Raw genomic sequence first — 17,935 nt, 5'->3', positions numbered from 1 at the left:
ACGCGATAATCGTGCGCCCACTCCGACAGGACGTCGCATGCAGCACGATCCCGTTCCCGCGCGCCGCAGCCGCGCCTTCATCGTCCTGGTCGCCCTGCTCCAGGGCGGGCTGCTGTATCTGGCCCAATGGGGACAGGCGCAGGGATGGTGGCCGTTCGCCTCGCTGCCGGGCCGGGTGTGCTGGTACACGCTGGTGCTGGCGGTGCCGACCATGCTGACGATGAGCGTGATCGAGCTGCGCGACCGTCGCCTGTGGCAGCACGTCGGCCTGCTGCTCGCGCTGCTGGCGCCGTTGGCGGCCTGGACCGGCTGGAGCGCCAGCGGCGCGCCGGACGTGGTCGAATCGGCGGTGCTGGGCCCGTTCATCCAGAGCGTCGTGGTGCTGCTGTTCGTGGTGCTGCCCTGGCTGCAGTGCCGGCTGGCCAGCGGACGCTGGCGGGCCGCCTATCCGGCCCTGTTCGAACACGCCTGGCAGAACGCGCTGACGCTCGCCCTGGCCCTGCTGTTCACCGGCATCTGCTGGGCGGTGCTCGGGCTGTGGGGCAAGCTGTTCGAACTGGTCCAGGTCACGTTCTTCCGCGATCTGTTCCGCGGCGAGGCGTTCGTCCATCTGGCCACCGGCACCATGGCCGGCCTCGGCATCCTGATCGGCCGCACCCAGCAGCGTCCGGTGCAGGTCGCCCGGCAGATCCTGTTCGCGATCTTCAAGGGCCTGCTGCCGTTGCTGGCCTTCATCGCCCTGCTGTTCGCGATCAGTCTGCCTTTCACCGGACTGGACTCGCTGTGGAGTACACGCTCGGCCGCGACGCTGCTGGTGGCGGTGATCGCGCTGCTGGTGCTGTTCGTCAATGCGGTCTACCAGGATGGCGAGGGGCCACGCCCGTATCCGGCCTGGCTGCGCCGGGTGGTCGAGGCCGGCCTGCTGGCCCTGCCGGCCTACGGCCTGCTGGCGCTGTACGCGATGTGGCTGCGCATCGACCAGTACGGCTGGACCGGGCAGCGGGTGCTCGCCGCGCTGATCGTGCTGGTGGCCGCGCTGTATGCGTTCGGCTACGCGCTGGCGGTACTGCGCCGGCACGATGCATGGCTGGCTCCGCTGCGACCGGTCAACATGGGGATGTCGCTGGTCCTGATCGCACTGGCCGCGCTGGTCAACTCGCCGCTGCTCGACGTGCACCGCATCGGCGCCGGCAGCACCGCATCCAGACTCGCTGCCTCGGCACCGGAGCTCGACGAGGACGACCTGCGTTACCTGCGCTTCGACGCCGGCCGCCGGGGCCACGCCGCCCTGCAGGAACTCGCCATGCTGCCGGCCGTGGCCGGCGACGCGCAGGCGCGCGCGCGCGTCGAACGGATGCTGGCGCGGACCACGCGCTGGGGCAGCAGCGACCACTTGAACGAGGTGTCCCCCGCACCCGACCTGGACACCCTGCGGCAGCAGATCGTGCCGGTCGCCGGCTCGGCCGATGCCGATGCCTCCTGGTGGGAGGCGGTCCTGGCCAGGAAGGTCTCCGCGCTGACCTGCCTCGGGCGGGGTGCCGACTGCCTGCTGCTGCGGCGCGATTTCGATGGCGACGGCAGCGATGAAGTGCTGCTCTGCAGCCTCGGCGAGGGCGAGTTCGTATCCTGCATCCTGCACGCCAGGCAGGATGGCCGCTGGCAGGGCGCCGGCCAGTTCAGCGCTTGGGGAGAACAGACCCAGGCGCAGCTGCGCGCCGGCGAGGTCGAGCTGCTGCAACCGCGCTGGCCCTTCGTCCGGATCGGCGATCGCGAACCGGTGCACATCACGCCGCTCTCCGACAGCGATTTCGTCGTACCACCATCGTCGGCACAGGAGTAACCATGTCCGGCTATTGCGACAGCGCACCGGGCCATCCGCTGCATGGCCCCTACCACGACCACGAGTACGGCTTCCCGCAGCGCGGCGAGGCCGAGCTGTTCGAGCGGCTGGTGCTGGAGATCAACCAGGCCGGGCTGAGCTGGGAGACGATGCTGAGGAAGCGCGAGGGCTTCCGCCGCGCCTACGACGGTTTCGACGTGGACGTGGTGGCCGCATACGGAGAGACCGAACGTGCGCGGCTGCTCGCCGACGCCGGCATCATCCGGAACCGGCTCAAGGTCGATGCCGCCATCCACAACGCGCAGGTGATCCAGCGCCTGCGCCGCGAGCACGGCAGCTTCGCCGCCTGGCTCGACGCCCACCATCCACTGCCCAAGGCGGAATGGGTCAAGCTGTTCAAGAAGACCTTCCGCTTCACCGGCGGCGAGATCACCGGCGAGTTCCTGATGAGCCTGGGTTACCTGCCCGGTGCGCATCGCGCATCCTGCCCGGCGTTCGCGCGGGCCGCAGCGCACAAGCCGGCCTGGATGCAGGCGCAGGGCGCCTGAGGGCAGGCGATCCGCACAGTCGGGGCGCGGTTTTTCACCTGCGTCGGCCGATGCGTGCGCCAGCATCGCAGGCATGGCGATCCGCATCGGCATCTCGGGCTGGCGTTACGCCCCATGGCGTGGCCGCTTCTATCCGGAGGGCCTGCCGCAGCGTTGCGAACTTGACTACGCCTCGCGCAGCGTGGCGAGCATCGAAATCAACGGCTCGTTCTACTCGCTGCAGTCGCCGGCCAGCTGGAGTGCATGGCGCCGACACACACCTGGCGGTTTCCGTTTCGCCGTCAAAGGGCCGCGCTACATCACCCACATCCTGCGCCTGCGCGAGCCCACTCCGGCGCTGGCCAACTTCTTCGCGTCCGGCGTGCTCTGCCTGGGCGACACGCTGGGGCCGCTGCTGTGGCAGCTGCCCCCCAGCCTGCGCTACGCACCAGAGCTGATCGAACGGTTCCTGGCCCTGCTGCCGCGCGACACCGACGCCGCGCTCGCACTCGGCCGCCGTCGGCAACGCAACCGCATGCGCGGGCGTACCGCCCTGCCCGGCCAGCCCAACCGCCCGCTGCGGCACGCACTGGAAATCCGCCACGACAGCTTTCTGGACGAGGCCTTCGTCGGCCAGCTGCGCCGGCACGGCGTGGCGCTGGTGGTATCCGACAGCGCAGGACGCTTTCCCCATGTGGAAGACGTCACCGCCGACTTCCTCTACCTGCGCCTGCACGGCGACACCCGGCTTTACACCGGCCGCTACTCCGACCCGGCACTGGAACGCTGGGCCGCACGCATCCGGCGCTGGGCCGATGGCCACGAGCCCGACGATGCCCGCCGGATATCGGGCACGGATCCGGCCAGGCGGCAGCGGCGCGACGTCTACTGCTACTTCGACAACGATGCCAAGGTCGACGCGCCATTCGACGCGCAGCGCCTGTACCGGCTGCTTGCCGTCGACCGCATCGACCGCTCGCGCTAGACGCCCATGTAGCGGTGCGGGCGATGGTTGAACATCAGCACCAGGCTCAGCATCACCGCGCCCAGCGCCGAATACATCACGTGCGCGGGCGACAGCACGAAGCAGGCCACGCACAGCAGCACCGAATCGAACGCCAGCTGCACCTTGCCGGCGCTGATGCCGCGTTCGCGCTGCAGGTACACCGCCAGGATGCCGACGCCGCCCAGGCTGGCGCGGTGGCGGATGAAGAACAGGATGCCCAGGCCGCACAGCGCGCCACCGACCAGCGCCGCGTACAGCGTATCCATGTAGGCGTAGCCTGCCCAGCGCGGCAGCAGATCGGTCAGCAGGCCGCAGGCGCCGACGGCCGCGAAGGTCTTCAGGGTGAATTCCCAGCCCATGCGCCGCACACCGATCCAGTAGAACGGCAGGTTGACCAGCACGAACACCAGACCGAAATTCCAGCCGAACGCGTAGTGCGCCAGGAACGCCACGCCCGCCATGCCGCCGATCATGATGCCGCCCTGGGCGAACACCGCCAGCCCGAGCGAGGCCACCAGTGTGGCCAGCACCATGCCCTGCACGTCCTCGGCCACCGAGTGGTGAAACGCGCGGTCGTCGGCCGCGGTCCCGGCCGAGTCGGGCGGCGGGGTCAGCGGACCGGAGGTGACGACGGTGCCGTCTTCGGGCAGGGCTTCCTGCCCGGGCCGGAGATCCGAATCGGGGAGACTCACGTGTGGGGGACCCGCGGGAGAAGGCGCGTATTAGACACCAGCGATGGTGGTTGTTGCATCTGAAACCTGATCCGCCCCCGCGGCGGCGGACGCGTCCATCCGTCCATCCGTCCAAGCGACACGCCGACCAGCGCGTGCCGACCAGCAGCAGTGCGAACAGCGCCAGGCCCGCGCCCCGGTACAGCAGGGCCAGGGTCCGGACGGCGTCGCGCGGTCGGCGCCATTGCCGCCACAGACCGCGGCCGGCGCTCTCGACCGGCACCAGCATCACCGCCAGCGCCGCCATCAGGTCCGCTTCGCGATCGACCAGAGCGCCCACGACGGCGGACAGGGCCATCGCCAGCATCCCGGCAGCGGCCCAGATGAACAGCGCCTCGCCCCGCCCTGCGCCATCATCCGGCCGGGCCGGCGCATCGGCGCTGCCGCGACGCTGCTTCAGCTGCTGCAGGACATCTTCGGACAGGCCACGACCGGCGAGCGCATCGGCCAGCAGGGCCTCGGCCCAGGGCAGACGCTCCTCATGCGTCCAGGCTTCGAGCAGCGCGGCGGTCTCCATCGCCGCAAGGCGCTCGCGCAGCGCCTGTTCGTCGCCCATCGTGCTTCCAGCGCAGACGTGCCGCGATCAGCGCAGTTCCGCGATCTCCACGCCATCCAGGCCCTGGGCCAGGGTGCGCGCATCGCCGCCCTGGGACAGCTTGATCCGCAGGCGGACCTCGTTCTGCGAGTCGGCGTAGCGCAGCGCGTCCTCGTAGCTGATCTCGCCGGCCTGGTAGAGCTCGAACAGGCTCTGGTCGAACGTCTTCATGCCCAGGTTGACCGATTCCTTCATCAGTTCCTTGAGCTTGTGGATCTCGCCGTCGCGGATGTAGTCCTGCACCAGCGGCGTGCCCAGCAGGATCTCCATCGCCACCCGGCGGCCCTTGCCGTCCGGCGTGGGAATCAGCTGCTGCGCGACCACGCCCTTGAGGTTGAGCGACAGATCCATCAGCAGCTGGCTGCGCCGGTCCTCGGGGAAGAAGTTGATGATGCGGTCCATCGCCTGGTTGGCGTTGTTGGCGTGCAGCGTGCACAGCACCAGGTGGCCGGTTTCGGCGAAGGCGATCGCGTGGTCCATGCCCTCGCGGGTACGCACCTCGCCGATCATGATCACGTCCGGCGCCTGGCGCAGGGTGTTCTTCAGCGCCGCGTCCCAGCTGTCGGTGTCGATGCCGACCTCGCGCTGGGTGATGATGCAGCCCTCGTGCTTGTGCACGAACTCGATCGGATCCTCGATCGTGATGATGTGGCCGGTCGAGTTCTGGTTGCGGTAGCCGATCATCGCCGCCAGCGAGGTCGACTTGCCGGTGCCGGTGGCGCCGACGAAGATGATGATGCCGCGCTTGGTCATCGCCAGCGTCTTGATCACCGGCGGCAGGTTCAGCTCGTCCACGGTCGGGATCTTGGTCTCGATCCGGCGCAGCACCATGCCGACCTGGTTTCGCTGGTAGAAGCAGCTGACGCGGAAGCGGCCCACACCGGCCACGCCGATCGCGAAGTTGCACTCGTGGGTCTTCTCGAACTCCTCGCGCTGCGCCGGCGTCATCACGTTCAGCACCAGGTCGCGGCTCTGCTGCGGCGTCAGCGGCGTCTGCGTGATCGGGCTGATCTTGCCGTGCACCTTCATCGCCGGCGGCATGCCGGCGGTGATGAACAGGTCCGACGCCTTCTGGTGCGCCATCAGCTTGAGGAACGAGGTGAAATCGATGGTGCTCATGGGCTGGCCTGCGAAGTGGGAAACGGCAAACGGCGAAAAGGGAACAACAGGGAGGCGGAGCACGCCGCCCCGCTCCTTCACGCCCGGCTCTTCACGACTGTCGTCGTCATTCGAACAGGCGCTTGTCCTTGGCGTAGTCCTTGGCCTGCTGGCGCGTGACCAGACCGCGCTTGACCAGATCCTGCAGATGCTGGTCCAGGGTCATCATGCCGTACTGCTGGCCGGTCTGGATCGACGAGTACATCTGCGCGACCTTGTCCTCGCGGATCAGGTTGCGGATGGCCGGGGTGCCGACCATGATCTCCCACGCCGCGGTACGGCCGCCGCCGACCTTCTTCAGCAGCGCCTGCGAGATCACCGCGCGCAGCGACTCGGACAGCATCGAACGCACCATCGGCTTCTCGCCTGCCGGGAACACGTCGATGATGCGGTCGATGGTCTTGGCCGCCGAACTGGTGTGCAGGGTGCCGAACACCAGGTGGCCGGTTTCCGCGGCGGTCAGCGCCAGGCGGATGGTTTCCAGGTCGCGCATTTCGCCGACCAGCACGTAGTCCGGATCCTCGCGCAGCGCCGAACGCAGCGCCTCGTTGAAGCCGTGCGTGTCGCGGTGCACCTCGCGCTGGTTGATCAGGCACTTCTGCGAGGTGTGCACGAACTCGATCGGATCCTCGACGGTGAGGATGTGGCCGTACTCGTTCTTGTTGATGTGATCCACCATCGCCGCCAGCGTGGTCGACTTGCCCGAACCGGTCGGGCCGGTCACCAGGATCAGGCCCTGCGGCTGGTTGATCAGCTCGCGGAAGATCGGCGGGCAGCCCAGGTCCTCCAGGGTCAGCACGTCGGAGGGAATGGTGCGGAACACCGCACCGGCACCACGGTTCTGGTTGAACGCATTGACGCGGAAACGCGCCAGCGACGGGATCTCGAACGAGAAGTCGACCTCGAGGAATTCTTCGTAGTCGCGGCGCTGCTTGTCCGACATGATGTCGTAGACCAGCGCGTGCACCTGCTTGTGGTCCAGCGCCGGCACGTTGATGCGGCGCACGTCGCCGTCGACGCGGATCATCGGCGGCAGTCCCGCGGACAGGTGCAGGTCGGAGGCCTTGTTCTTGACCGAGAACGCCAGCAGTTCGGCGATATCCATGACTACGTTTCCCCATGAAAGCCCGCAATTCAGCGGAGCTGGTGCGATTTGTCCCCGGCCGGCAGTATAACGCTCCACACGTACACGCAAGCGACCGCACGGACCATGCCCGACAACCGGCTCGACGAGGTGCTCCACAGGATCCGGGACGCGGCGCTGGCCGCGCGGCGGCCGGTTCCGGACCTGCTCGCCGTTTCCAAGATGCAGGACGCCGACGCGGTCGCCAGGCTGGCCGCGGCCGGCCAGCGCGCGTTCGGCGAGAACTACGTGCAGGAAGCCGCGGCCAAACGCCAGGCGCTGCCGGCCACGCTCGATGCCGGGCTGGAGTGGCACCTGATCGGCCACCTGCAGTCGAACAAGGCCGCGCTGGCCGCGGCGACCTTCGACTGGGTGCAGAGCTTGGACCGGCCCAGCGTGATCGCGGCGCTGGCGCGTCACCGCGGCGGCGAACGCGCACCGCTGAACGTCCTGCTGCAGGTCAACGTGGAGGACGAACCCGGCAAGGGTGGCTGCACGCCGGCCGACGTGGCGTCCCTCGCCACGCACGTCGTCGCCGAGCCCACGCTGCGCCTGCGCGGCCTGATGGCCATCCCGGTGCCCCATCCCGATCCGGAACGGCGGCGTCCGGCGTTCCGCCGGATGCGCGACCTGTTCGAAGCGCTGGCCGCCCGGTACCCCGGCGTGGACACGCTGTCGATGGGCATGAGCGACGACTTTCCCGTCGCGGTGTCGGAAGGCGCGACGATGGTGCGGGTCGGTACCGCGCTGTTCGGCGCGCGCCCGCCGCGAACCCCCTGATCCCGTTCAACGGAGTGGATGCATGAGTGCACACGGCCTGCCCGACGGCAGCATCGCCTTCATCGGCGGCGGCAACATGGCACGCAGCCTGATCGGCGGGCTGCGCCGCCAGGGCATGGCACCGGAGCGCATCCGCGTGGCCGACCCGGTCGCCGCCACCCGCGACGCGCTGGCCGCCGATTTCGGCATCGCGGTGTTCGACGACGCGCGGCAGGCCGTGACCGGCTGCGACACCTGGATGCTCGCGGTGAAGCCGCAGATCATGCAGGCCGCCTGCGCGCCGCTCGCCGACAGCGCGCGACGGCAGCGGCCGCTGCTGGTCTCCATCGCCGCCGGCACGCCGGTCGCGCGGCTGCAGCAGTGGCTGGGCGACGACCTCCCGGTGGTGCGCTGCATGCCCAATACGCCCGCCCTGCTCGGTGCCGGCGTGACCGGGCTGTTCGCCGGCGCAGGCGTCGATGCGCGCCAGCGCGCGGCCGCCGAGGCGCTGCTGCGCAGTGCCGGCGCCACGGTCTGGGTGGATGAGGAATCGCTGATCGATGCGGTCACCGCGGTCTCCGGCAGCGGCCCGGCCTACGTGTTCCTGCTGGCCGAAGCGATGGAACGCGCGGCCATCGCCGAGGGACTGGCCGCCGACGATGCGCGCACCCTGGTGGTGCAGACCCTGCTCGGCGCCGGCCGCATGCTGGTCGAGGACGGTGCCGCCCCCGAAGAGCTGCGGCGGCGCGTCACCTCGCCGGGCGGCACCACCCAGGCCGCGCTGGACAGCTTCGCCCAAGGAGGTTTCAGCGCGCTGGTCGCCGATGCGGTGCATGCCGCCCGCCTGCGCGGCGCGGCCCTGGCGCGCGGCGACTGAGGGGCCGGCCATGCAGACCTTGTCCACCGTGCCCGCGACGCGCCGTTGCCGCCAGCTGCCGCGCCTGCTCGCGGCCGGCATCGCCTGCCTGCTGCTGGGCGCCTGCACCGCCCAGGAAGCGCCCCGGGCGGCACGCGTGCTCGCCCCCGAGCCGGCGATGGCCGAACTCGGCGATGGCCACCTGGCCCGCTACAACCTGTTGCCGACGCTGTCGCTGGGAGACGCGATGGCACGCGAGTACGCGGTGGAGCGCCGCGACGGCAGCGCGTTGCTGGTGGTCGCGATACGCCGGCAGACCTCCGAAGGCGAGCTGCCGGCCAACGCGGAGCGGGTGAGCGCCCGCGTGCGCGACCTCAGTGGCCGGATGCAGGACGTCGCCCTGCGCAGCATCCGCACCGGCGACTACACCGACCACGTCGGCATCGTCGCCACCAGCCGCCACGACACGTTGAGGATCGATGTGGAGGCGGTGGTCGACGGCCGCCAGCAGCGCTTCCGCTTCGAACGCAGCTTCTGACGCCGGGCGCCTGCGCGTCCGGCCAGCGCGCAGCCTCGCCGCCGTCGCCACCGGCCCGCCACGTTGCAACGCAGCATCGCGCCCGGTAAGGTCCGGTGCGGGGACGGCCTGCGTGGTGGAACGCCATCGACGGCCGACATGCAACGCGTGCCGCTGCAGGACGCGCCGGTGCATCGCGACGACCGCACCGGCCACGCACGCCAACCAGGAGCTCGCCCATCCAAGGGGCCGACGGGGGTTATCGAATGCGCATCGTGCAGTGGACAGTGCTGGCTCTGGCCGGCGTCGCCTGGAACGCCCAGGCCCAGCAGACCTGCCCGGAGCTGCCAGCCGGCGCCCCGCTGAGCTGGGAGCAGCAACCAGGCAGCGGTTTCCTGGTCTGCCGCGCGGTCGCCACCGATGGGCGCCAGGTGTTCGGCGTGATGCTCACCGACAAGCCGACGATCTCGCCGCGGCGGCGCAACCGGCAGGAAGAAGGCCGGATCGGCAGCCACGAGATGTACTGGTACGAGCCCGACATCGCCGTCAGCACCGGCGAGGAGAAGCGGGTCACGGTTATCGAACTGGGCAAGGACCGTTACGCCCAGATCTGGGTCGACGCGCCGGATCCGGAGGCGCTGCAGCGTTCGCTGGCACTGGCCCAGGGCATCGCGCTGGACTGAGCCGCAGCTCGCGGGGCGCCACGCATGCGCGGCGCCCCGAACTCATCCGACGTTCGTCAGAAGCGGCCTTCTTGGTAATCGACGAAGGCCTGCATCAGTTCCTGCCTGGTGTTCATCACGAACGGGCCGTGCCGCATCACCGGCTCGCGCAGCGGGCGCCCGGCGACCAGGATCAGGCGTGCGCCGTCGGCACCGGCCTGCAGCTGCAGCAGCTCGCCGGCGCCGAGCACGGCCAGCTCGCGCTGCTGCAGCGCCCGCGCATCCTCGCCCTGCCCGACCTCCAGCCCGCCTTCGAACACATAGGCAAAGGCGTTGTGCCCCGCCGGCAGCGCGTGTTCCCAGCGTCGGCCCGGCTGCAGGGCGATGTCCAGGTAGACCGGATCGGTGGCGGGCTGCGCGATCGGCCCGGCGACGCCGTCGACCTCGCCAGCGATCACCTTGACCTCGACACCGTCGGCCGGATGCACCACCGGGATCCTCTCCGGCGCGAACTCCTGGTAGCGCGGGTCGGTCATCTTCTCGCGCGCCGGCAGGTTCACCCACAGCTGGAAGCCACGCATCAGGCCGGCCTCCTGCTCGGGCATCTCCGAGTGGATCAGGCCGCGGCCGGCGGTCATCCACTGCACGCTGCCGGGCGTCAGCAGCCCTTCGTTGCCGTGGTTGTCCTTGTGCCGCATGCGCCCGTCGAGCATGTAGGTGACGGTCTCGAAGCCGCGGTGCGGATGGCTCGGGAAGCCGGCGAGGTAATCCTCGGCCTTGTCGGTGCCGAACTCGTCCAGCAGCAGGAACGGATCCAGATCCGGCAGGTCCGGGCCGCCGATCACGCGGGTCAGGCGAACGCCGGCGCCATCGGAGGCGGCACGACCGACCACGCGACGGAGGATGCGGGCGGGTTCACGGCTGGCGGTGTTCATGGCGATGCCTCGTCTTGGGGTGCGGTGATGATGGCCGCCACTGCAAATGGAATAAACCGGCCGCCACAGCATCATTCGTTTCAAAAATGAAACAAAGGCAAGGCGTGGCTCACATTGCATTGCGATGCTGAAACGACGCCGCAGGCCGTCCGAGGGTGGACGGCGGCAACGCGGGGCAGCATGCATCGCCCCACGCACGCGGCACCGGAGCCCCGCGTGCCGGACCGGATCGCCCCGCCCCGCACAGGAATCACGCCCTCGCACCCGCACGCGGTCATGTCACCGCGCCCGGGCCGGCGCTGCCGCCGTCAGCCGTTCTCCTGCAGCGCCAGCTGCATGTCGCGCTGGCGCCGCTTCTCCTCGCGGTACATCAGCCACCAGCCGACCACCGCGGCCAGCGACACCGCCATGATCAGCAGCGTGGCCAGCGCGTTGATCTTCGGGCTCACGCCCAGCCGTACCGAGGAAAACACCTTGATCGGCAGCGTGGTCGAGTCCGGGCCGGCGACGAAGCTGGCGATGACAACGTCGTCCAGCGACAGGGTGAACGCCAGCAGCCAGCCGCTCATCAGCGCCGGCGCGATGATCGGCAGGGTGATCAGGAAGAACACCTTCAGCCGGTTCGCGCCCAGGTCCATCGCCGCCTCTTCCAGCGACTTGTCCAGTTCCTGCAGGCGCGAGGACACCACCACGGTCACGAACGACACGGTCAGGGTCACGTGCGCGATCCAGATCGCGACCATGCCCTTGGACGGGATGCCCAGCGCGGCGCCGACCGAGACCAGCATCAGCAGGATCGACAGGCCGATGATGACCTCGGGCATCACCAGCGGCGCGGTGATCAGCGCGCCGAAGAAGGTCTTGCCGGGAAAGCGCCGGAAGCGCGTCATCACCATCGCGCCGAGGGTGCCGATCACGGTGGCCGCGGTCGCGGTCCAGAACGCGATGCGCAGGCTGACCCAGGCCGCGTCCAGCATCTGCCGGTCGCGCAGCAGCTCGCCGTACCACTTCACCGAGAAGCCGGCCCAGACCGTGGCCAGGCGCGAGGAATTGAACGAGTACACCACCAGCAGCACGATCGGCAGGTACAGGAAGGCGAAACCGAGCGCAAGCACGGCCCAGCTCAGCGTGCGTTGGCCGAATGCCGGCTTCATCATGTCAGCCGCCCCTCCATCTGCTTCTGCTGCACGTGGTTGAAGATCAGGATCGGCACCAGCAGAAGGCACAGCATCACGATCGCCACCGCCGACGCGGCCGGCCAGTCGCGGTTGTTGAAGAACTCGCCCCACAGCACGCGGCCGATCATCAGCGTGTCCGGCCCACCCAGCATCTCTGGGATCACGAACTCGCCCACCGCCGGGATCATCACCAGCATGCAGCCGGCGATGATGCCCGCGCGCGACAGCGGCAGGGTGATCCGCAGGAACGCCTGCCACGGCCTGGCGCCGAGGTCGTAGGCCGCTTCCAGCAGGCGGTTGTCGAGCTTGACCAGGTTGGCGTACAGCGGCAGCACCATGAACGGCAGGTAGCAGTAGACGATGCCGATGTAGGCCGCGGTCGGGGTGTAGAGGATGCGCAGCGGCGTGTCGATGATTCCCAGTGACATCAGGGTGCGGTTGAGGATGCCGTTGGCGTCGAGGATGCCGATCCAGGCATAGACCCGGATCAGGAACGAGGTCCACGACGGCAGCACCACCGCCATCAGTGCGATGTTGCGCGTGGACGGCTTCATCCGCGCGATCACGTAGGCCATCGGGTAGCCGATCAGCAGGCAGCACAGGGTCGAAATCGCCGCAATCTTGATCGAGCTGGCATAGGCCAGCGCGTACTGCGAGTCGGCGAAGATCGCCGCGTAGTTGCCCAGGTTCAGGCGCATCGTCAGCGCGTTGTCGACGTATTCCAGGATGGGCGTGTACGGCGGCATCGCGATGGCCAGCCGCGAGAACGAGATCTTCAGCACGATCAGGAACGGGATCGCGAAGAACAGCGCCAGCCACAGGAACGGGCCGGCGATCACCAGCCAGCGGCCGCCGGGCAGGAAGCGTGTGAGCCCGCGCGCGCTCATGAGGTCAGCACCACGCCGTCGTTCTCGCGCCAGCTGACCCACACGGTGTCGCCCCAGGTCATGCCTTCGCTGGCCCAGCGCTCGCGGTTGGTGAAGTTGGCCATCAGCTTGATCCCGCTGGGCAGACGCACGTGGTAGACCGAATGGCTGCCGAAATAGGCGATGTCCTCGATCGTGCCCTGCGCCTTGTTGTGCGGCTGCGCCGGCTCGTCCTTGCCGATCTCCAGCTTCTCCGGGCGCAGCGCGAACGCCACCTGCTGGCCTTCGAAGCCGGTGATGCCGTGGCCGATGTAGATCGTGGCCGGGAACGCCGGCGTCTTCAGCGTCACGTACTCGGGCAGGTCCTCGTCGATCACGCCGTCGACCAGGTTGACCGAACCGATGAACTCGGCGGCGAAGCGGTTGGCCGGCTGCTCGTAGATGTCGTCGGGCTTGCCGACCTGCTGGATCCAGCCCTGGTCCATCAGCGCGATGCGCGTGGCCATGGTCATCGCCTCTTCCTGGTCGTGGGTGACCATCACGCAGGTCACGCCCGAGCCTTCGATGATGTTGACCAGTTCCAGCTGCATCCGCGAACGCAGCTTCTTGTCCAGCGCGCCCATCGGCTCGTCCAGCAGCAGCAGCTTCGGCCCCTTGGCCAGCGAGCGCGCCAGCGCCACGCGCTGCTGCTGGCCACCAGAAAGCTGGTGCGGCTTGCGCGTCGCCAGCCTGCCCAGCTGCACCAGTTCCAGCATCTCGGCCACGCGCGCGCGGATGGCGTCCTTCGGCATCCGGTCCTGCTTGAGGCCGAACGCGATGTTCTGCTCCACCGTCATGTGCGGGAACAGCGCGTAGGACTGGAACATCATGTTCATCGGCCGCTCGTACGGCGGCAGCTCGTTCATGACCTCGCCGTCGAGGATGATCCGGCCCCTTGTCGGGGTCTCGAAGCCGGCCAGGCAGCGCAGCAGCGTGGACTTGCCGCTGCCCGACCCGCCCAGCAGCGCGAAGATTTCGCCCTTGCGGATGTCCAGCGTGACGTCGTCGACCGCGACGAATCCGTCGAATTCCTTGCGCACGCTCTCGATGCGCAGATAACCCTCGACCCCGCTGTCCCCGACCCGCTCGTTGCCTGACGCCATGACCACTCCAGTCCCGTCGGCGGGCCCTCGCCGGCCCGCACGTTATGCCCTCGACCCTCGCACGCGCCCGTGTCGCCGGTGCGTCAACGGCCGGTCTTCAGTTCGGTCCACAGCCGCGTGTACTGGCGGTCGACCTCCGGCGGCACCACCGCCAGGGTGAACAGTTTGGCGGCCACGTCGGCTGGTGGATAGATGGTCGGATCGTCCCGGATGGCCTCGTCCACCAGCGACAGCGAGGACTTGACCGGATTGGGGTAGCTCACGTAGTTGGTGTTGGCCGCGGCCACCTCGGGTCGCAGCAGGTAGTCGATGAAGGCGTAGGCGTTGTCCAGGTTCTTGGCGTCCTTCGGGATCGCCAGCATGTCGAAGAACATCGCCGTGCCCTGCTTCGGAATCGAATAGGCCACCTTGACTCCGTTGCCGGCCTCCTCGGCGCGGTCGCGCGCCTGCAGCACATCGCCCGACCAGCCGATCACCAGGCAGGCGCTGCCGTTGGCCAGCGCGTCGATGTACTGGCTGGAATGGAAGGTCTGGATGTAGGGACGCACCGTCTTGAGCAGGTCGGCGCCTTTCTGGATCACGTCCGGGTTGGTGCTGTTGGGATCCTCGCCCAGGTAGTTCAGCGCGATCGGCAGCAGTTCCGAAGGCGTGTCCAGGAACATCACTCCGCAGTCCTTCATCCTGGCGATGTTCTCCGGCTTGAACACCAGGTCCCAGCTGGAGGCGATGTCGGTGTTACCGAACGCGGCGGTCAGCCGGTCCACGTTGTAGCCGATGCCGGTGGTCCCCCACAGGTAGGGCACCGCATGGCGGTTACCCGGGTCCTGCACCGCGATGCGCTCCATCAGCGCCGGGTCGAGGTTGGCGTAGTTCTTCAGCCTGGTCTTGTCCAACGGCTGGAACACGCCGGCCTGGATCTGCCGGCCGAGGAACTGCAGCGACGGCACGACGACGTCGAAGCCGCTCCCGCCCGCCAGCAGCCTGGCTTCCAGCACCTCGTTGCTGTCGAAGACGCCGTAGGTGACCCGGGTTCCCGTGGCTTTCTCGAAACCGGGGACCGTGTCCTCGGCGATGTAGTCCGACCAGTTGTAGACGTGCAGCACGCCGCCGCCCGCCCTACCGTCCGCGGCCGGCGCGTCCGCGTCGCCCCCCGGACCCCCACACCCGGCAGCCAGCACGGCCGCCATCAGCACCACCTTCAAGCGCAGTTCCATCGTTGCGACTCCCAAGCGCCCCCAAGGGCATGTCGGTTGTTCAACGACGCCACCGTACGGGCAGGCGTCCACGGGTTCCCCTCCCCGTCGTCCCCCTTCTGTACAGCACGTCCGCACCGCGCGGCCTCAGGCGCGCGACGGTGCGGACACCGGGGACCGGATCACTCCGGTCCCCGCGCCGCCTCCGGTCGGGAGGCGGCGGGACAGCCTGTCGCCGGTGCTGCTGCGCGCCTCAACGGCCGGTCTTGATCTCCGTCCACAGGCGCGTGTACAGCTTGTCGGTTTCCGGCGAGTTGATCGCGTAGGTGAACAGCTTGTCGGCGACCTCCGCCGGCGGGTAGATCGTGGCGTCATCGCGGATCGCCGCGTCCACCAGCGGCGTCGCTTCCCTCACCGGATTGGCGTACTGGATGAAGTCGGTGTTGGCCGCGGCGACCTTCGGCTCCAGCAGGTAGTTGATGAAGGCGTAGGCGTTGTCCGGATGCTTGGCATCGGCAGGGATCGCCAGCATGTCGAACCACTGCGGCGCGCCTTCCTTCGGGATCGAATAGGCGACGTTGACGCCGTTGCCGGCCTCCTCGGCACGGTCGCGGGCCTGGATGATGTCGCCGGACCAGCCGACCACCAGGCAGGTGTTGCCGTTGGCCAGCGAACCGACGAACTGGCTCGAGTGGAAGTTCTGCACGTACGGGCGGATCGACTTGATCAGATCGGCGGCCCGCTGCAGCGCGGCCGGGTCGGCGCTGTGCGGATCCTCGCCCAGGTAATGCAGCGCGATCGGGATGATGTCGGACGGCGTGTCCAGCAGGGTCACACCGCAGTCCTTCATCTTCGCGATGTTCTCGGGCTTGAAGATCAGGTCCCAGCTGGAGGCGATCTCGGTGCTGCCGAACGCGGCGGTCAGCTTGTCGACGTTGTAGCCGATGCCGGTGGTGCCCATCATGTACGGCACGCCGTACCTGTTCTCCGGATCCTGCGAGGCGATGCGCTCCATCACCTTGGGGTCGAGGTTGGCCAGGTTGGGGATCTTGCTCTTGTCCAGCGGCAGGAACACGCCGGCCTGGACCTGGCGGCCGAAGAAGTTCAGCGTCGGCACCACGATGTCGTAACCGCTGGAACCGGCCAGCAGCTTGGTCTCGACGATCTCGTCGCTGTCGTAGACGTCATAGGTGACCTTGATCCCGGTCTGCTTCTCGAAGTTCGGGATCGTGTCTTCGGCGATGTAGTCCGAGTAGTTGTAGACGTTCAATACCTTGGCATCGGCGCCGCCGGCGCCGTCGCCACCGCCGCCACAGGCGGCAAGCAGGAGGGTGGCGATGCCCAGGCTCAGGGTCCGCAGCTTCATCGTGGAAAATCCTCGGGTGGTGTGAAGTCGATCGCGGCAGCGTACCCCCGCCGTACTCATTTGCCCAGCTGTGCGGCGGTCTCGTCCAGCGCCTTCCAGGCCTTGTCGAACAGCTCGTCGACCTGGTCCCGGCTCAACACCAGCGGCGGCGACAGCAGCATCGCATCCCAGGTGGCGCGCAGGATCAGGCCGTTGCGCAGCGCGTTGTCGCGGCAGCGGGCGCCCACCGCGCCACGCTCGGGGAAGAACGCGCGGCGGGACTTGTCCGGCACCAGTTCCAGCGCGCCCATCAGCCCGGTGATCCGGGCCTGGCCGACCAGCCGGTGCTCGCCCAGCTCGGCCCAGCGCTGGGCCAGGTAGGGGGCGACCTCGTCCCTGGCGCGCTCGACGATCTTCTCGTCCTGCAGGATCCGGATGTTCTCCAGGGCGACCGCCGCGCACACCGGATGGCCCGAGTAGGTGGCGCCATGCGCCAGTTCGCCGCCCTGCGCCTTCAGCACGCCGGCGACGCGGTCGTTGAACATCGCCGCGCCCAGTGGGATGTAGCCGGAGGTGATGCCCTTGGCGATCGTCATCACATCGGGCTGGATGCCGAAATGCTGCGAACCGAACCACTCGCCGGTGCGGCCGAATCCGCAGATCACCTCGTCGGCGACCAGCAGCACATCGTACTGGCGGCAGATCCGCTCGATTTCCGGCCAGTAGGTGCGCGGCGGGATGTAGACGCCGATCGCGCCCATGATCGGCTCGCCGATGAAGGCCGCGACCCGCTCCGGGCCCAGCGCGAGGATCTTCTCCTCCAGCCGGCGCGCGGCGACCAGACCGTACTCGTCCTCGGACAGCTCGCCGCCATCGGCGAACCAGAACGGCGGATCGATGTGGTGGATGTCCGGGATCGGCAGGCCGCCCTGCCGGTGCATGCCCTTCATGCCGCCAAGGCTGGCGCCGGCCATCGTGGTGCCGTGGTAGCCGTCGTGGCGACCGATGAAGATGGTCTTCTGCGGCTGGTCCTGCACCGCCCAGAAATGCCGGACCAGGCGCAGGATGGTGTCGTTGGCCTCCGAACCGGAGTTGACGAAGAACGCATGGTTCAGATCGCCCGGGGTCAGCTCGGCCAGCTTGGCGGCCAGCCGGATCGTCGGCTCGGTCGTGCACTGGAAGAAGCTGTTGTAGTAGGCCAGCTCGGTCATCTGCCGCGCCGCCGCCGCACCCAGCTCGGGCCGGCCGTAGCCGATGTTGACGCACCACAGGCCGGCGAAGGCGTCGAGCAGCTTGTTGCCCTCGGCATCCCAGACGTAGCAGCCTTCTCCGCGGGTCAGGATGCGGGTGCCCTTCTGCGCCAGCGCGGCGTTGTCATTGAACGGATGCAGGTGATGGGCGGCATCGAGGTCCTGCAGGGCCCGCGTCTGGATCGGGTCGATCATCATTCCTCCGGAAATCCGTGTTGCCTGATTCGTGCCACGGCATCGCCCTGCCGATGA

General features: G+C 68.6%; 17 protein-coding genes. 7 read left to right on the top strand and 10 right to left on the bottom strand.

The genetic code is table 11. The features are described 5' to 3' along the window. The first annotated feature begins 37 nt into the window (after positions 1-37). From IB242_RS03735 to IB242_RS03725, 3 genes are all read left to right on the top strand, one after another. Positions 38-1,840 carry a DUF4153 domain-containing protein gene (locus IB242_RS03735; RefSeq protein ID WP_192275985.1) on the top strand — a complete coding sequence of 601 codons (1,803 nt, stop codon included), beginning with the start codon at positions 38-40 and terminating at the stop codon, positions 1,838-1,840. Between the two features lie 2 nt (positions 1,841-1,842). After that, positions 1,843-2,388, top strand: coding sequence for a DNA-3-methyladenine glycosylase I (locus IB242_RS03730; protein WP_192275984.1), 546 nt, complete (start codon positions 1,843-1,845; stop codon positions 2,386-2,388). A gap of 73 nt (positions 2,389-2,461) precedes the next feature. Further along, positions 2,462-3,352 (top strand): DUF72 domain-containing protein, encoded by an 891-nt coding sequence (locus tag IB242_RS03725; RefSeq protein WP_192275982.1) that lies wholly within the window; start codon positions 2,462-2,464, stop codon positions 3,350-3,352. Here IB242_RS03725 and IB242_RS03720 read toward each other — a convergent pair. From IB242_RS03720 to IB242_RS03710, 3 genes are all read right to left on the bottom strand, one after another. Further along, positions 3,349-4,023: a YitT family protein gene (locus tag IB242_RS03720; RefSeq protein WP_192277693.1), complete on the bottom strand. Its 675-nt coding sequence runs from the start codon at positions 4,021-4,023 to the stop codon at positions 3,349-3,351. The genes IB242_RS03725 and IB242_RS03720 overlap by 4 nt on opposite strands. A gap of 664 nt (positions 4,024-4,687) precedes the next feature. Beyond that, positions 4,688-5,818: a PilT/PilU family type 4a pilus ATPase gene (locus IB242_RS03715; protein ID WP_192275980.1), complete on the bottom strand. Its 1,131-nt coding sequence runs from the start codon at positions 5,816-5,818 to the stop codon at positions 4,688-4,690. Between the two features lie 106 nt (positions 5,819-5,924). Beyond that, on the bottom strand, positions 5,925-6,962 hold the full coding sequence (locus IB242_RS03710; RefSeq protein WP_192275978.1) for a type IV pilus twitching motility protein PilT: 1,038 nt from the start codon (positions 6,960-6,962) through the stop codon (positions 5,925-5,927). A 105-nt stretch (positions 6,963-7,067) separates the two neighbouring features. Between IB242_RS03710 and IB242_RS03705 the strand changes: the two genes are divergently transcribed. From IB242_RS03705 to IB242_RS03690, 4 genes are all read left to right on the top strand, one after another. Continuing rightward, positions 7,068-7,760 (top strand): YggS family pyridoxal phosphate-dependent enzyme, encoded by a 693-nt coding sequence (locus tag IB242_RS03705; protein WP_192275976.1) that lies wholly within the window; start codon positions 7,068-7,070, stop codon positions 7,758-7,760. Between the two features lie 22 nt (positions 7,761-7,782). Continuing rightward, positions 7,783-8,616 (top strand): pyrroline-5-carboxylate reductase, encoded by an 834-nt coding sequence (gene proC / locus IB242_RS03700; protein ID WP_192275975.1) that lies wholly within the window; start codon positions 7,783-7,785, stop codon positions 8,614-8,616. Positions 8,617-8,626: 10 nt separating this feature from the next. Beyond that, positions 8,627-9,133: a DUF4426 domain-containing protein gene (locus IB242_RS03695; RefSeq protein ID WP_192275974.1), complete on the top strand. Its 507-nt coding sequence runs from the start codon at positions 8,627-8,629 to the stop codon at positions 9,131-9,133. Between the two features lie 254 nt (positions 9,134-9,387). Further along, positions 9,388-9,795: a hypothetical protein gene (locus tag IB242_RS03690; protein ID WP_343237080.1), complete on the top strand. Its 408-nt coding sequence runs from the start codon at positions 9,388-9,390 to the stop codon at positions 9,793-9,795. A 56-nt stretch (positions 9,796-9,851) separates the two neighbouring features. Here the strand turns inward: IB242_RS03690 and IB242_RS03685 are convergent, their stop codons facing one another. From IB242_RS03685 to IB242_RS03655, 7 genes are all read right to left on the bottom strand, one after another. Beyond that, positions 9,852-10,709: a pirin family protein gene (locus IB242_RS03685; protein WP_192275972.1), complete on the bottom strand. Its 858-nt coding sequence runs from the start codon at positions 10,707-10,709 to the stop codon at positions 9,852-9,854. Between the two features lie 308 nt (positions 10,710-11,017). Beyond that, the gene (locus IB242_RS03680) at positions 11,018-11,863 is read right to left on the bottom strand and encodes an ABC transporter permease subunit (protein ID WP_192277691.1); all 846 of its coding nucleotides are present in this window, start codon (positions 11,861-11,863) and stop codon (positions 11,018-11,020) included. Further along, complete coding sequence (locus tag IB242_RS03675) at positions 11,863-12,774, bottom strand: ABC transporter permease subunit (RefSeq protein WP_192275971.1); 912 nt, start codon at positions 12,772-12,774, stop codon at positions 11,863-11,865. Before IB242_RS03675 ends, IB242_RS03680 begins: the two co-directional genes overlap by 1 nt. Beyond that, positions 12,771-13,895 (bottom strand): polyamine ABC transporter ATP-binding protein, encoded by a 1,125-nt coding sequence (gene potA, locus IB242_RS03670; protein ID WP_192275970.1) that lies wholly within the window; start codon positions 13,893-13,895, stop codon positions 12,771-12,773. Before potA ends, IB242_RS03675 begins: the two co-directional genes overlap by 4 nt. 83 nt (positions 13,896-13,978) lie before the next feature. Beyond that, positions 13,979-15,109: a polyamine ABC transporter substrate-binding protein gene (locus tag IB242_RS03665; RefSeq protein WP_192275969.1), complete on the bottom strand. Its 1,131-nt coding sequence runs from the start codon at positions 15,107-15,109 to the stop codon at positions 13,979-13,981. A 232-nt stretch (positions 15,110-15,341) separates the two neighbouring features. After that, a complete protein-coding gene (locus IB242_RS03660) occupies positions 15,342-16,454 on the bottom strand; it encodes a polyamine ABC transporter substrate-binding protein (protein WP_192275967.1) in 1,113 nt (370 codons plus the stop codon). Positions 16,455-16,510: 56 nt separating this feature from the next. Continuing rightward, a complete protein-coding gene (locus IB242_RS03655) occupies positions 16,511-17,875 on the bottom strand; it encodes an aspartate aminotransferase family protein (RefSeq protein ID WP_192277689.1) in 1,365 nt (454 codons plus the stop codon). Between the last annotated feature and the right edge of the window lie 60 nt (positions 17,876-17,935).

The organism is Xanthomonas sp. XNM01 (assembly GCF_014851915.1).
GTDB lineage: Bacteria > Pseudomonadota > Gammaproteobacteria > Xanthomonadales > Xanthomonadaceae > Pseudoxanthomonas.
This window is presented reverse-complemented; position numbering and strand designations above follow the sequence as displayed.

Bases quoted from the DNA above. Each gene is read 5' to 3' on its own strand.
- IB242_RS03735 (WP_192275985.1), top strand. From the start codon at position 38: ATGCAGCACGATCCCGTTCCCGCGCGCCGCAGCCGCGCCTTCATCGTC.
- IB242_RS03730 (WP_192275984.1), top strand. From the start codon at position 1,843: ATGTCCGGCTATTGCGACAGCGCACCGGGCCATCCGCTGCATGGCCCC.
- IB242_RS03725 (WP_192275982.1), top strand. From the start codon at position 2,462: ATGGCGATCCGCATCGGCATCTCGGGCTGGCGTTACGCCCCATGGCGT.
- IB242_RS03715 (WP_192275980.1), bottom strand. From the start codon at position 5,818: ATGAGCACCATCGATTTCACCTCGTTCCTCAAGCTGATGGCGCACCAG.
- IB242_RS03710 (WP_192275978.1), bottom strand. From the start codon at position 6,962: ATGGATATCGCCGAACTGCTGGCGTTCTCGGTCAAGAACAAGGCCTCC.
- IB242_RS03705 (WP_192275976.1), top strand. From the start codon at position 7,068: ATGCCCGACAACCGGCTCGACGAGGTGCTCCACAGGATCCGGGACGCG.
- proC (WP_192275975.1), top strand. From the start codon at position 7,783: ATGAGTGCACACGGCCTGCCCGACGGCAGCATCGCCTTCATCGGCGGC.
- IB242_RS03695 (WP_192275974.1), top strand. From the start codon at position 8,627: ATGCAGACCTTGTCCACCGTGCCCGCGACGCGCCGTTGCCGCCAGCTG.
- IB242_RS03685 (WP_192275972.1), bottom strand. From the start codon at position 10,709: ATGAACACCGCCAGCCGTGAACCCGCCCGCATCCTCCGTCGCGTGGTC.
- IB242_RS03680 (WP_192277691.1), bottom strand. From the start codon at position 11,863: ATGAAGCCGGCATTCGGCCAACGCACGCTGAGCTGGGCCGTGCTTGCG.
- IB242_RS03675 (WP_192275971.1), bottom strand. From the start codon at position 12,774: ATGAGCGCGCGCGGGCTCACACGCTTCCTGCCCGGCGGCCGCTGGCTG.
- potA (WP_192275970.1), bottom strand. From the start codon at position 13,895: ATGGCGTCAGGCAACGAGCGGGTCGGGGACAGCGGGGTCGAGGGTTAT.
- IB242_RS03665 (WP_192275969.1), bottom strand. From the start codon at position 15,109: ATGGAACTGCGCTTGAAGGTGGTGCTGATGGCGGCCGTGCTGGCTGCC.
- IB242_RS03660 (WP_192275967.1), bottom strand. From the start codon at position 16,454: ATGAAGCTGCGGACCCTGAGCCTGGGCATCGCCACCCTCCTGCTTGCC.